The 13,679-nt window shown below is 62.1% G+C and carries 9 protein-coding genes, 1 tRNA gene and 2 pseudogenes; 7 read left to right on the top strand and 5 right to left on the bottom strand.

Annotation, left to right across the window (positions count from 1 at the left end; translation table 11 throughout):
• Positions 1-38: 38 nt before the first annotated feature.
• Positions 39-503: pseudogene (locus IEX50_RS17805) on the bottom strand (P-loop nucleotide/nucleoside kinase family protein).
• Between the two features lie 163 nt (positions 504-666).
• On the opposite strand from IEX50_RS17805, the gene IEX50_RS14100 reads away from it, so the two are divergent.
• Entirely contained in the window at positions 667-1,581 is a 915-nt protein-coding gene (locus tag IEX50_RS14100) for a bifunctional helix-turn-helix transcriptional regulator/GNAT family N-acetyltransferase (RefSeq protein WP_157177105.1), read from the top strand.
• A 473-nt stretch (positions 1,582-2,054) separates the two neighbouring features.
• On the opposite strand, the gene IEX50_RS14095 is transcribed toward IEX50_RS14100, so the two are convergent.
• Positions 2,055-3,710, bottom strand: a complete 1,656-nt coding sequence (locus IEX50_RS14095) for an OFA family MFS transporter (RefSeq protein WP_229674056.1) — start codon at positions 3,708-3,710, stop codon at positions 2,055-2,057.
• A 342-nt stretch (positions 3,711-4,052) separates the two neighbouring features.
• Positions 4,053-4,388 carry a TfoX/Sxy family protein gene (locus IEX50_RS14090; RefSeq protein ID WP_157177106.1) on the bottom strand — a complete coding sequence of 112 codons (336 nt, stop codon included), beginning with the start codon at positions 4,386-4,388 and terminating at the stop codon, positions 4,053-4,055.
• A gap of 460 nt (positions 4,389-4,848) precedes the next feature.
• Between IEX50_RS14090 and IEX50_RS14085 the strand changes: the two genes are divergently transcribed.
• From IEX50_RS14085 to IEX50_RS14075, 3 genes and pseudogenes are all read left to right on the top strand, one after another.
• The gene (locus IEX50_RS14085; protein WP_157177107.1) at positions 4,849-5,898 is read left to right on the top strand and encodes a hypothetical protein; all 1,050 of its coding nucleotides are present in this window, start codon (positions 4,849-4,851) and stop codon (positions 5,896-5,898) included.
• A 402-nt stretch (positions 5,899-6,300) separates the two neighbouring features.
• Positions 6,301-7,797: a radical SAM protein gene (locus IEX50_RS14080; protein ID WP_184075307.1), complete on the top strand. Its 1,497-nt coding sequence runs from the start codon at positions 6,301-6,303 to the stop codon at positions 7,795-7,797.
• A gap of 224 nt (positions 7,798-8,021) precedes the next feature.
• Positions 8,022-8,877: pseudogene (locus tag IEX50_RS14075) on the top strand (IS30 family transposase).
• A 162-nt stretch (positions 8,878-9,039) separates the two neighbouring features.
• Here the strand turns inward: IEX50_RS14075 and IEX50_RS14070 are convergent.
• Together IEX50_RS14070 and IEX50_RS14065 are read right to left on the bottom strand one after the other, a co-directional pair.
• A complete protein-coding gene (locus tag IEX50_RS14070; protein WP_157177109.1) occupies positions 9,040-9,705 on the bottom strand; it encodes an RlmE family RNA methyltransferase in 666 nt (221 codons plus the stop codon).
• Positions 9,702-10,901 (bottom strand): Ppx/GppA phosphatase family protein, encoded by a 1,200-nt coding sequence (locus tag IEX50_RS14065; protein WP_157177110.1) that lies wholly within the window; start codon positions 10,899-10,901, stop codon positions 9,702-9,704. Before IEX50_RS14065 ends, IEX50_RS14070 begins: the two co-directional genes overlap by 4 nt.
• Positions 10,902-11,106: 205 nt before the next feature.
• Between IEX50_RS14065 and IEX50_RS14060 the strand changes: the two genes are divergently transcribed.
• The 3 genes from IEX50_RS14060 to IEX50_RS14050 all read left to right on the top strand — a co-directional run bounded on the left by IEX50_RS14060 (position 11,107) and on the right by IEX50_RS14050 (position 13,506).
• Positions 11,107-11,180, top strand: a tRNA-Gln gene (locus IEX50_RS14060).
• A gap of 337 nt (positions 11,181-11,517) precedes the next feature.
• The gene (locus IEX50_RS14055; protein WP_157177111.1) at positions 11,518-12,579 is read left to right on the top strand and encodes an SDR family oxidoreductase; all 1,062 of its coding nucleotides are present in this window, start codon (positions 11,518-11,520) and stop codon (positions 12,577-12,579) included.
• Between the two features lie 111 nt (positions 12,580-12,690).
• Positions 12,691-13,506 (top strand): NYN domain-containing protein, encoded by an 816-nt coding sequence (locus IEX50_RS14050; protein WP_229674054.1) that lies wholly within the window; start codon positions 12,691-12,693, stop codon positions 13,504-13,506.
• Positions 13,507-13,679: the final 173 nt, after the last annotated feature.

Below are 13,679 nucleotides of genomic sequence, written 5' to 3'. Positions count from 1 at the left end.
ATCGAACGATCCTTTTGGAATAAGCTGCGCCGGTGTGTTCACGCTACCGAATGCGGCTCGTCCATCCCCAAAGGCTCAACCCGCGCCTTGAGAATGTCGAAGGTGGCAGGGGCGATATATAAGCTACGGCGAGCGGCCTCATTTCTGAGGGCGATGCGCTTTCGGGCGTCGTCATCGGAACAGCTTACAGCCCACAACATAGGGATGCCCCCAATTTCCTCGACGGCAGCCCGCACGCGATCCCGTTCCGCCCGAGACCAGAAGCCGTAATCGAGAACAACGTCGAGACCCAACGATAGGCAGCGTATCCAAATAGGCTGCATGATATCAAGGAGGGCGGTCGCCCTGTCCTAAAACGTGTCGGCGGGCGGGTCTTCGCCAAATAGGCGTGCCATCCATTCGTCAGGCGTGAAGCGGACGGCGCTATGTTGAAGCTCAAGCCTCTTGGCTAACGTCGTCTTTCCCGACCCTAAGAAGCCGAAAACAAGATGAGCCGTCGGCATTCCGTCCCCCGCCGTCGCTGTTCCGCTTCGATAGCAGATCAGGTCCACTGACGCCGCTTCTCAAAACTCGATCGTCTTGGCAAAGCCCTCACCTTCCTGATGAGCGTTCGTAATCTGAAACAAGGATAGTTGACTTGGTCAACATTCTGGTTTGTTATGCGGTATGGACCCCGCAATCGAAGCCATCCGAACCTTCAACCGCTTCTTCACCCGACATGTGGGAGCTATTGACGCCCGGTTTCTAGATACCGAGGCAAACCTGCCTGAAGCGCGCCTACTGTTTGAAATTGCCCGGCAGGAACCGGTTCAGGCGAACTTGTTGCAGGCCGCATTGGGCCTTGATCGGGGTTACCTCAGCCGCATGATCGCGAGGTTTGAGGACCGCGGGTGGATCATGCGGGACCGTTTTGAAGCGGATGCACGCACCCGTCCCATCCGAATGACCGAAGCGGGACGTGAGGCTTTCGATAAGATCGACCAGCGGCAGCGCGCCGCGGTCGCTCATGATCTTAACCGGCTTGATGCCGTAGCGCAGGATGACCTAGTTCAGGCGCTGACCAAAGCGCGGCTGTTGCTCGATCCCGACGCCCCAGCTGAGTTCATCATTCGATCGGCCCGTATCGGCGAGGTCAGTCAGGTGGCTGCCCGACAATCGATCCTTTATGCCGCGAGCCATGGCTGGGGGCGTGAACTGGAAACGCTAGAGGCCGAGACGACCGCTGCGTTCTTGCGACGCTTCAAACCAGGCCGTGAAGAATGCTGGGTCGCGGACCTCAGTGGCACCATGGCTGGGGCGGTCTTCCTCACGGATGAGGGTGACAGTTTGGCCCGTCTTCGCCTGTTGCATGTCGAACCATTTGCCCGCCGGCGAGGCATTGGCGGCGCGCTGGTGGATGAATGCGTCCGGTTCGCCCGCGATAGGCAATATGATCGGATCATCCTCTGGACGCATACTGTGCTGGACGCCGCTCGCCGTATCTACGCGCACCACGGGTTCGAATGCATTGCGACCGAAGTCCACCACGAGTTTGGGGAGCCGGTTCAGGGAGAGACGTGGCAGTTGCGGTTGACGGCGTAGATTTGCCTTGGTCTGGCTCACTTCCATTCCCGAAACTCCATCCTTTTTGGGAGAGCCAGCGGCATGTTGGCCGTGATCAATTGGCCGACACCACCCTGCAACATGAATGAACGGCCCAAAGTGGACAGCCTCGAACGGCCCGCGAATGACCGACTTTGGGTCAGAAGCGCGTCAATCGAAGCCGCGGAACGCCTTTAACCGGACGAACACCCTCACGGTCGCCTGTTCGTCGAACAAGGCAGAAAAGCCCGCGGGATTTTTCTTCAAGCGCCTTGAAGCCCGGTGACGGTTAGCGGCATTCCACCCTTGGGGCGGAGCGTTACGCGCCCGACGGGCACTGGCCGCTGGCCCGGCGTAATCGCGACCCTACCGACCGTCAAAGCACACGGGTCTCCTGGGAGTGGATCAAAGTGCTCGCGCGAAAACCGCTGCAGGTTGCGGTCAATCTTCTCAAGCCTAACGGAAACAACCTTCTACCAAGTGGCAAACAGGGCGGAGGCCTTTGTCGCAGTTGTCCACAGGCCCCAGAGCAGAGGCAGTCCGACCGCGGCCCAGGCGAGCAGTACGGCCAGGCCGCTTCGCCTTGGTGTTATCGCGACGCCCTGCGCGCTCACATCTGCGCTGACGGAATCACTCGAAGCCAAGTCCGGGGTATCGACCCGCAACCGAGCGGCGACGGGCCTTACGAAGATATTTGCAACGAACCCCAAAACGAGAAGACCGGCCAGGACAAGGAATATCGGGGGGTAAATCGACGCGCGCGGGGCGCCCTCCGCGACACGTGCGTCTCGCATCGTGGTCACGATCAACGGGCCGAGCACGCCCGCCACCGACCATGCCGTCAACAACCGACCGTGGATCGCACCGACGAACCGCGTGCCGAAGGTATCGGCGAGATAGGCCGGAACAGTCGCAAATCCCCCGCCGTACATCGAGGCGATGAAGGCAAAGCTGAGCACGAAGACGGGCAGGACAGCGTTGCCGGCCGACCAGGGTGCGATCGTGCCATACAGCGCCGCCCCCAGCGCGAGCATTATACCATAAGTGGATTTCCGCCCGAGCCGATCGGAGATCGACGCCCAGAAGAAGCGTCCTCCGATATTGAACAGACTGATCAGCCCGACAAAGCCGGCACCGACCGCCGCGGCAGCCGCCTTCTGGACGTCGTCGAATTGAAGAAACGTCAAGTCCGGCTGGCTTATCAACCGGCCGGCGAAAATCTCCTGAACCATGGGTGAGGCGATGCCGATGATACCGATCGACGCCGAGACGTTCAGCAGCAATATGGTCCAGATCAGCCAGAATTGCGGTGTTCGGTGGGCGTCCTTGAGATCGACGTAGGTCCCGGTGCTCATCGCCGCTCGCGGCGGAGCGGTCCAACCGCTTGGCGTCCAGTTCGCAGGCGGGACGCGATAGCCGAACGCACCCGCGAGCATCGCCACGAGGTAGATGGCCGCGAGAACGAGCATGGTTTGCCAGACGCCGACTCCCGCCGCGCCTGCAAAATGCTTCATGAGCAGATCGGCAAGGGGCGAGCCGACCAGGGCACCACCGCCGAAGCCCATGATCGCCATGCCTGTGGCCATGCCGCGTTTGTCCGGGAACCACTTGATGAGCGTCGAGACCGGCGAGATATAGCCGATGCCCAATCCGATTCCGCCGATGAGCCCGGCGCCCAGCCACAGCAGCCACAATTGGTGGATCGACACCCCGACCGCGCCGATCGCCATTCCGCCCGCCCAACAACACGCAGCGACCACGCCAGCCTTGCGCGGGCCGACACGTTCGAGCCAGCCGCCCCAGACTGCGGCGGACACGCCGAGGACGACGAAGAAGAGGCTGTACGTCCATGTCAGGTCGCTGACGCGCCAGTCGCAGGTTGTCGTCGTCATCGCCTGAAGCAGCGTCAGGTTCTGGCAGACGATCGGGTTCGTGACGCCGATTGCGCGAGACAGCGGCAGCCAGAACACGCTGAACCCATATGCCATCCCGATGCACAGATGGATCGCAAGCGCGCACGGCGGAATCAGCCAGCGTTGATAATCGACAGGCGCTATCGTTCTGTTCCGCGCCAACAAGCCACCGCGTTCACTGCGCATAAATTCCCAAACCCAGACTTTCAGCGACATGCGATGTTTTCGCCTCCGCAAAGAGGAGACTGGCACATACGACGTCTTCGGCAAAGCGATGCGATCACCGGCGCGGCGAAAGTTTCGAGACGTTGTCGCGCCTTCGGGCATGAAGGCGGCGATATGGTCGCTCGACAATTTGACGTCTGCCGGGTCGCTGACACCGCCCTCCGTGTATTTACAGGGACGCGATCAGGATCGTCGGATGCAGGATGAACGGGTTACCGCTTCGGAACGAACCAGAGCGTGCTCGAACGTCTGAAATCGGGTTTTCCAGTAAGCGATCCTCGTCGCCAATGATGTGCTGCCGGACCGCATAGGACAATTAGATCAATCGGGCACTTACGCGCCTGGCTTCCGTGTCCGGGGTTTGGGCATCGGAAGCTCTGCCGCAGTGACGCGCAGCAGGTCACTAAGCCATTCGGCATCGTCCCAGCGATCGGCCTCGATCAGCAGGTGCAGCTTGGCCCCTGAATAGGGAGACGCTTCCGATACCGGCTCGGCATGGAGCCGACCGGATGCCGTCGACTTCACATAAAGCTGATCGTCGCAGATCGACCCGATCATCTTGCCATCGACGTAGACTCCGTACTCTCCGAACATCGGCTTCGTCGACACCGCGCCGGCGCCGGTCGTCTGTTCCAGCAGGTAATCGACTGTGCGTCGCTGCGGTGCCATATTTTGAACCTATTAGACGTGTGTCGCCGCGTGCAATGAACCAACCATCGCCCGTGTCGCCAACTGAAATGAACGAGTATCCGCTTTCGGAAACATCAAGCTGCCGTTGAATAACCGTTTATGGGTCTTATTGCTGCAAAGCTGCCGGACGGCTTGAAGCGAATGCGGGACGCCCCGCGTGGCGATCCGCGAGGCTGACAGCAGCAATCCGCTGAGCACCATCATTCCCGCTTTTCTATCTTTGACTGGCAATTTTGGGAAAGAGCAATCGGGAACAGATTTCGGGAAAAGGGGATGCCGCGAAGGCTACTGGCCCCATCGTTCGGTTGACTATCCCGCTATGGGTTCGTTTTCGGGAACGCGGTAGACCCGGACGGCCGGCCCGTTATTGCTTAGCCGTTCCGACTGCTGGATAAAGAGCCAGATGCCGAAACCACGCTTGATCGCACCTCTAGGCGGATTGCTGCTGCTCTGGGCCGCCGCTGCCAACGCGCAAGATCGACCCGCCTCGCCTGTGGCCTTTGATGCCGCCAAAGCATGGTCGTCATTCGAAAAGCTGTTCCACGAAGAATATGGGTATTTCGATCGAGCGGGTGTCGACGGCGATGCGGTCCTCGCGGCGTTTGCGGATCGCGCGACGGCCGCGAAGGCCCCGCGATCCAAAAAGGATCAGATCGATACGCTCCAACTTGTATCTCATAATTTTGGACCCCCGCATTTCATTGTAGGCCCGTTCGATGCCGACGATTGGGCGATCGTACCCACCTCGTCGGACCTGTTCGGCACCTATGACGGAATTGAGTTCCGGATCCGCGAAGTAAGGCGGAGCGGCGATGCGCTCGTCAAGGGCGTTCGACCGGGTAGGACTGTGCTCCGGATCGAGGGCCAGACGCCGCGTGCCGCGACCGAGGCAATTACGGGGCGTCCCTTCGGCGCTTTAAGTCCCATCCAGATCGGCTTTGCGTTCAACGTCGCGCTGGCCGGGCATCGCAAGCGCATTCGTTCGCTGGACCTCACAGATGGTCAGCGCCGACGTACCTTCATGCTAGCGGCCACGTCGGACCAGGCAAATCGCGTTCGGACCGGACCGCTTCTCGACGTCGAGCGGCAAGGCACGTTCGGCGTCATCCCTTACGAGGCGCGGGTGCTTGGGCCGACGCGGAAGTTCACGGAGTACGTCGCTCCATACGGCACCCGTTATACCGGGAAAGTCTATGTCGCCGGCGGTCACTGGACCGGCAGCATGGGCGAGGGATTGATGATCGGCTTCGACGCGATCGGGGACACTACGAGCGGCACTGACCATGCCCACCTGCTCGGTGCGTTAAGCAACGAGACGATCGAGGGATCGGCGGCGAAGGTGGACATCGGCAACGAGCAGCTTTTTACGGTAACCGGTTTGCCGCGCGAGGATTATCGACCGCAACTCTATCTCGTCCAAGCCGAGCGCGACGAGGATCACGACCCGGTTCTGACGGGCATTGATAGATCGGTGGATTCCCGAAATTGAATCGTTGAGCGGGAAAGCCGAATTGGCCGGTTTCGGACGAACCGGGCCATTGAGTGGCGAACGTCTGCTAACGCCCAATTGCGGCCATTCCCACCTGCGTCAGGCTTGTCTGACTCCAGACGTTCGCAAACAATGTCGCAGCCTTCACAATCTAAATTCGCATGAGGGAGCTAACGCTGGGTTGATCATCTGCATCCAGCTCGTCATCATCGCATAGCATGGCTATTCGGCCCTCGACATTGCGGCATGGAACGATAACCTAAATCCAGAGGCAGCTCGGCTGAGACGGTAACAGAGCGACGGCAGTGATCTCGGCCCATCCCGTCCAGTCTATTTTTCGCGCGGGTGCCCCAACTGAGCTTCTGCGAAAATAAGGGACAGCTGGAAATGACATGCTCTGACTTGGAAGGCTTCATCGATATATTCGACGGCGGAAGAATATACGGATGGGCAAAGCGGGGCGATGATGGTCCAGTTACCGTTGAGATACTCGTAGATGAGAACGTTATTGAGACACTAGTCGCTTCCAACTATCGGGAAGACCTCGAACTATCTGGACGCGGGTCTGGTAAGCACGCGTTCGCATCTAACGACCTGAGCTTCTTGTTTCAGGATGATAAAACGCATGCCGTGGATGTGCGTTTAAGAGGGTCTGAGCGTCGACTCGTTAATGGTCCAGTCTTTGTGAGGGATCATAAATCGATCAGTCTCAAGTGTTTTGCGCCATGGACCAATTTAAGCGTCAACTACAAGGGCGGAGCACATGTCTGTCCATGCCTGAGTCTTCTCAAACAGCCCAATCTTTATCTTGGTGACACTAACGACTCCACGATCTTGGAAATTTGGAACGCCCCGGCTGTGCTTCGGTACAGGGAAGCATTCACCAAGGCTGATTATAGCGCAACTTGCCGCGAAGATGTTTGCCCTTACCTGCTGGGATCGCAGCTGCCGGAGCGACCGCCGACAAACGTCGTTCGCTCTATCATCGGAGAAGGCCAGCTTTTGGATTACAGTCCAGAGATCTTGACGCACGATATCGATCTGGGCTGCAATCTTGAATGCGTCATGTGTCGCAATAAGAAGGTTACAATAAACAAATTGAACGTTAAAAACTCAACTAAGCAAATCGACACGCTGGCCAAGGCTGGTGGCTTGCGTAAGATTATTACCTCCGGTGCCGGAGAGGCCCTACTATTTACTGATTTTGTCGCGCTTCTGGCCACGCGCACCCTCTCCGATCGGGACATAGAAGTTCACATAAATTCTAATCTGACGACTTTTAATGATAAGATTTGGGATATTATCAAACACAATAAACTATCGTTTATCGCGTCAGTTGATGGAGCAACTAAGGAAACCTATGAGAAAATTAGAAAGGGAGCTCGATGGAATGACGTATATAGGGGATTAGAGTTAATAGCAGAAAAATATAATGGCGGTGAACTCAAAAAACTCATCGTTTCCTTTGTTATAATGGGCGCTAATAAAAGCGATATTGGTGGAATTATAGATATATGTCATGACCTATCAGTGCCACTAACGTTTACGGCGCAGTATGGCATATCGTCGCTGGAAGACAATATATTTGATTGCTGCGATCTTGAAGAATTAGATTTAGTTTATGAGCAGTTCGTTGAAGCCGGAGGTTTTGATCTACCAAGAGTGCACTTGGGATCAGCTGAGATATTAAAGAACCGCGCTTACCGGGGCATAGATTTCCGCTTGGGGAAGGCTAGATACCAAACGATGAATTGGAGTCGGTACGACTTGGCTGAACGTATCTTGCGTCAAGCCGTTGAGGATGTGTGGCGCGGACGGGTCGAATGTGAAGCGGGCAAGGAGGCCGAGCTACTCACAGCCTTGTCTGACGCAGTCGCGAGGCGACCTGCGCGGGCCTGATTGCACCTGGCTTAACGGACAGCCGCTAACTTTCGCCGTAAGTTCTGCTTCCGACCAATCGCTTTCGCTTGACATCGAAGTCGGCGACGTTCCTGCATAGAACGACAGGGCCACCCGTGGCCATCAAGCTACCGCCTTAGTGAACTAGCGCCAACGACCGCGTTCCACGGTGGGTTCAACGAGTGAGCGCAACGCATCATTCTCGAGGTGAGAGGGTGCAAGCGATGAAGCAGCGGAAGCGGATTTATTACTCGGCGGCGCAGCGAGCGGAGATCTGGGATCGGTGGCGACGCGGCGAGTCGATGAGCTCGATCGGACGACGGTTCGATCGGGAGTCGTCGTCGGTGTTCTCCGTGCTGTCGCCATCGGGCGGCATCCGTCCAGCCGAGCGCAGGCAAGCGGCGCGGGCCCTGAGCCTGACGGAGCGCGAGGAGGTCTCCAGAGGCCTGGTCGCGGGGCGCTCGCTACGGGCGATTGCGGCGCAGCTTGGCCGGTCGCCATCGACGATCAGCCGGGAGGTGGGGCGTAACGGAGGGCGGGACCGCTACCGCGCGACGGTGTCTGATCAGGTGGCCTGGGCGCGTGCGCTGCGCCCCAGAACTGCAAGCTAGCTTACCATCCGGGCTTGCGCCGAACAGTGTCGTCGAAGCTGCGCCGCAACTGGTCACCCGAGCAGATCGCGGGCTGGCTGGGGCGCTGCTTCGCCGACCAAGAGCAGCACCGCGTGTCACACGAGACGATCTACAAGAGCCTCTATATCCAGGCGCGCAAGCTGCCCGGAGACTTCTGCCGATCGCTGACCTGGGACCGCGGCAAGGAGCTTGCCGGTCACCGGCGCTTCTCCCTCGCGACCGATATGGCGGTCTACTTCTGCGATCCGCCTAGCCCGTGGCAGCGCGGTGCCAACGAGAACACCAGCCGTCTGCTGCGCCAGTACCTGCCCCACGGCATCGACCTGTCGACGTCCAGCCAAGTCCAGCTCGGCAACATCGCCCGTCAACTCAACAAACGACCCAGAAAAGCTTGAACTATGAAACACCCGCTGAGATGTTCGCCAAAGCCGTTGCGCTCACCGGTTGAACCAACCGGCGTTAGCGGACATTCTTTTGGTCCCTGCGTCGAGCCTTCGTGCGGGCGTGTCCGGGCGGTCAGACTGTTCGATTATGGCGTCAGCCGCCAAGGGTGTCGCTTAATTCGAAACGCTCGCGTCCGCCCCGGCCGGGGCGGACCATGTTGTGGTGATCAGCCGGGGCCCTTGAAGCCTTGTGCGATCACGTACCATTCGGAGCTGTCCTTGCGGCTGGCGGGCGGCTTGGCGTGTTTCACGGTGGTGAACATTCGCTTGAGAAGGGCGACGAGGTCGCTGTCCGCGCCGCCGGCGAGCACCTTTGCCACGAAGGAGCCGCCGGGGCGGAGGATTTCGCCGGCGAAGACCGCGGCGGCCTCGACCAGGCCCATGGTGCGGAGATGGTCGGTCTGGGCGTGGCCGACGGTGTTGGCGGCCATGTCGGACAGCACGACGTCCGCCGGGCCGCCGAGTGCTTCGGTCAGCAGGCCGGGCGCGGTGTCGTCCATGAAATCGAGCAGCAGGATGTCGACGCCGTCGATCGGATCGACGGGCAGCAGGTCGATGCCGACGACGGTGGCCTTGGGGCGGACCTTGCGCACGACCTGCGCCCAGCCGCCGGGCGCGATGCCGAGATCGATCACGCGTTCCGCCCCGCGCAGCAATGCGAAGCGTTCGTCGAGTTCGATCAGCTTGTAGGCGGCGCGGCTGCGATAGCCCTCCGCCTTGGCGCGGCGCACATACGGGTCGTTGAGCTGGCGTTCGAGCCAGCGGGTGGACGCGGCGGTGCGGCCGCGCCCGGTCTTCACGCGGACGCGGCCGCCGGAACCCCCGCGGCTCATGCGCGTGCCCTTTCGCGACCCATCAGGGTCCGCAATATGCCTTCGCGGATGCCGCGGTCGGCGACGCCGAGCCGTTCGGCCGGCCAGATGTCGAGGATCGCGTCGAGGATCGCGCAGCCGGCGACGACGAGGTCGGCGCGCTCATGCCCGATGCAGGCGAGCGTGGCGCGTTCGGTCACCGACATGCGCGCGAGCCGGGCGCTGATCGCGCGCATCGATTCGGACGGCACGATTAGCCCGTCGATCGCGCGGCGATCATAGGACGGCAGTTTCAGGTGGACACTGGCGAGCGTGGTGACGGTGCCGCTGGTGCCGAGCAGCCGCATGGGGCCGGGCATCCGCGCGCCGATCGCGCCGTGGAAGCCGGAGAACGCGTGCGCAACACGGGCCTTCATGCGGTGGTAGGCGGCCTCGAGCGCGTCGGCATCGTCGCCGACATGCGGGTCGTTTTCGCTGAGCGACACGACGCCCCACGGTGCGGAGAACCAGTCAACGATGCGCGGTTCGCCGGCCGCGGTGTCGATCAGCACGAGTTCGGTCGATCCGCCGCCGATGTCGAACACCAGCGCGGGGCCGTCGCCGGGTTCGAGCAGCGCGTGGCAGCCGAGCACGGCGAGCTTGGCCTCGGTCTCGGCGGTGATGACCTCCAGCGCGATGCCGGTTTCGCGGTGGACGCGCGCGACGAAGTCGGCGCCGTTGGTGGCTCTACGGCAGGCCTCCGTCGCGACCGAGCGGACGAGCGTCACGTGGCGGCGCATGAGCTTGTCCGCGCAGATCGACAGCGCGGAGACGGCGCGGTCCATCGCGGCATCGGACAGCCGGCCGGTGGCGGCGAGCCCTTCGCCGAGCCGCACGACGCGGCTGAACGCATCGACGACGACGAAGCCGTCCTCCTGCGGCCGGGCGATGAGCAGGCGGCAATTGTTGGTGCCGAGATCGAGCGCGGCATAGGTGCCGCGGTCGGCGCGCGGCGGGCCGGTGCGCGGGCCCTGGCGCGGGGTGTTCTCGGCCGCGCGACCGGGCAAGCGAGCGGTGTCGGGGGCGTCGGCGGGCTGACCGTCGGCAGGCTGGCCGTTGGCAGGCTGGCCATTGGCGCGCGTGGACGATGGGTTGGGGGACCTGCCGGATGGTCCGGATGCCGCGCGTCCCGGCGGGTGGCCGGGGGACGGCGCGGCCTCGAAAGGGCGGTGCGCCATGGATCGAAAACTCTGTTCTGGGGCCGGCGGAGCATGACGCTGCCGGTGCTTGGGAGTGAGCGTAGCGGTGTGCCGTGCCGGGCACAAGCCGTCGTGCGTGTGTGGGGCTTGGCCGGCACGGGCGGTTGCGGTCGGGTTGTGCCGGGCGGCGGGCGATGCGCCGTTGACAGCCGCCGGGCGAGCCATTAGGCGGCGGACACGCTGCTGCCCCGTCGTCTAAAGGTAAGACAACGGTTTCTGATACCGTTTATCGTGGTTCGAATCCACGCGGGGCATCCAGTGGCGTTTGGTGCGAGTTGGATCGCGCTTATCAGATCAGGTTCGCGGGTGCGGTTGGTGTTGGGCTTGGGTGCCCACGCGACGCTTTGCTTTGCGGTTTCGAGACCGGCATTCTTGCGATTGACGATGCTTGAGGGGCGCCGCTCGGTTGCTCGACAGCTTCGCTGTTCCGTTGGTGGACAGGTAGCACCCACCCCCAACCCCCTCCCTTGAAAGGGAAGGGGCTTCGCTTGTGCTGTGCATCGCCGTCTCGATCAGCCGGGTTTCCGTTACGTCCGGGCGAGGGAACAGGCGGGGGGCTGCCCTGTTCAGGGAGGCAAGTAGTAGATCGGAGCATGTGATGAAGACGGCATTGGTTGTGGGCGCGAGTGGGATCGTGGGGAGTGCGACGGCGGCGTTGCTGGTGCAGGAGGGCTGGACGGTCCACGGGCTGTCGCGGCGGCCGGGGGTGCAGGAGGGCGTTCAGCCGGTGGCGGCGGACCTGCAGGATGCGGCCGGCACGCGGGCGGCGCTGGCGGGGCTGCACCCGGACGCGGTGTTCATTACGACGTGGCTGCGGCAGGACAGCGAGGCGGAGAATATCCGTGTCAATTCTGCGATGGTGCGCAACTTGCTCGACGGGCTGGATGACGACGGGGCGACGCGTCATGTCGCGCTGGTCACGGGGTTGAAGCATTATCTCGGGCCGTTCGAGGCTTATGGAAAAGGCGCGTTGCCGCAGACGCCGTTCCGCGAGGAGCAGGGCCGGCTGGACGTCGAGAATTTCTATTATGCGCAGGAGGATGCGGTGTTCGCCGCCGCCGCGCGCGACGGCTTTTCGTGGAGCGTCCACCGGCCGCATACCGTGATCGGCAAGGCGGTCGGCAATGCCATGAACATGGGCACCACGCTGGCGGTCTATGCCACGCTGTGCCGCGAGACGGGGCGGCCGTTCCGTTTCCCGGGGTCGGTGGCGCAGTGGGAGGGGCTGACCGACATGACCGACGCGGGTCAGCTGGCGCGGCATCTGTTGTGGGCGGCGACGACGCCCGAGGCGGCGAACCAGGATTTCAACATCGTCAACGGCGACATCTTCCGCTGGCAGTGGATGTGGGGACGGATCGCCGAGTGGTTCGGCGTGGAGCCGGCGCCGTTCGACGGGACGGTGATGCCGCTCGAGACGCAGATGGCGGACGACGCCGCGCTGTGGGCGGAGATCGCGGCGCGCGAGGGGCTGGTCGAGGCGGACTTGTCGCGGCTGGCGTCGCCGTGGCACACCGATGCGGATCTCGGGCGGCCGATCGAGGTGGTGACCGACATGTCGAAGAGCCGGCGGATGGGGTTCACGGGGTATCGGCCGACGGATGATGCGTTCTACGACCTGTTCGCGCAGTTGCGGGCGGACCGGATCATTCCCTGAACTGAGGTGGGGGACCGGCGGAGTTGGGCGTGCCCTGTCCCGCTGGTCCTCGACCGCGTCGTTCGGGCGGCGTAGGAGGCTGGAATGCCTGTTCGTGTCCGGAGACCTGTTGTGCGCCTTGCCGTTCTGATCGATGCCGACAACGCATCCCCTAACGTCATCGGGCCGTTGCTGTCCGAGGTCGCGGCGCTGGGGACCGCGGTGGTCAAGCGGATTTACGGCGATTTCACGATGCAGAACCTGGCGGGGTGGCGGAACCCGTTGATGGAACATGCGATCCAGCCGATCCAGCAGTTCCGCAACACGATCGGCAAGAACGCCAGCGACAGCGCGCTGATCATCGATGCGATGGACCTGTTGCATCAGGGTAGCCTGGACGGGTTCTGCCTGGTGACGAGCGACAGCGACTTCACGCGGCTGGCGACCCGGATCCGCGAGAACGGGCTGACCGTGTTCGGGTTCGGCGAGAAGAAGACGCCCAAGCCGTTCATCACGGCGTGCGACCGGTTCATCTATACCGAATTGTTCCGGCAGAAGGGGGCGGCGGCCGCCGCGATTGCGGCGGCGCCGGTGTCCGTGCCGGCGACGCGGGCGCCTTCGCGGACCGAGGCTCCGCGGGCGGCCCCTGCGCCGGTGGTGGCAGCGGCTCCTGCGGCGACGCTGGCGTCTCCGGCGGACTTCCGGCCGGCGCTGGACGAGGCGTTCGATGCGGTGATCGGGGACGACAAGCGCGTCCACCTGGCCGTGGTGGGGGCGCAGATCCAGAAGCTGATGCCCGACTTCGATCCGCGGAACTACGGGATGCGGAAGCTGTCGGATCTGGTGGAGAATGAGGACGGGTACGACATCCTGCGCGAGAAGGTCGCGACGGGTGGGGACCGGTTGTATGTGGAGCGCGTGAGTAGTGCGCCGGTGCGGCGGCGGTAGGGTTGGTTTCTCGCTTGGCCTGAAACCGTTCGGTTCGAGCCTGTCGAGAACTCCGGGTTCTCGACAGGCTCGAACCGAACGGGATTTGGGGGGGGTACTTGTAGCGGGCTGGTTCCGCTGTTCTGCTTGCGATTGGTGTGGGCTTCTCGGCTTCGCTCGAAGGGTTCCTCGAC

The sequence above is a fragment of the Sphingomonas prati genome, from assembly GCF_014643515.1.
Classification (GTDB): domain Bacteria; phylum Pseudomonadota; class Alphaproteobacteria; order Sphingomonadales; family Sphingomonadaceae; genus Sphingomonas_R; species Sphingomonas_R prati.
This window is presented reverse-complemented; position numbering and strand designations above follow the sequence as displayed.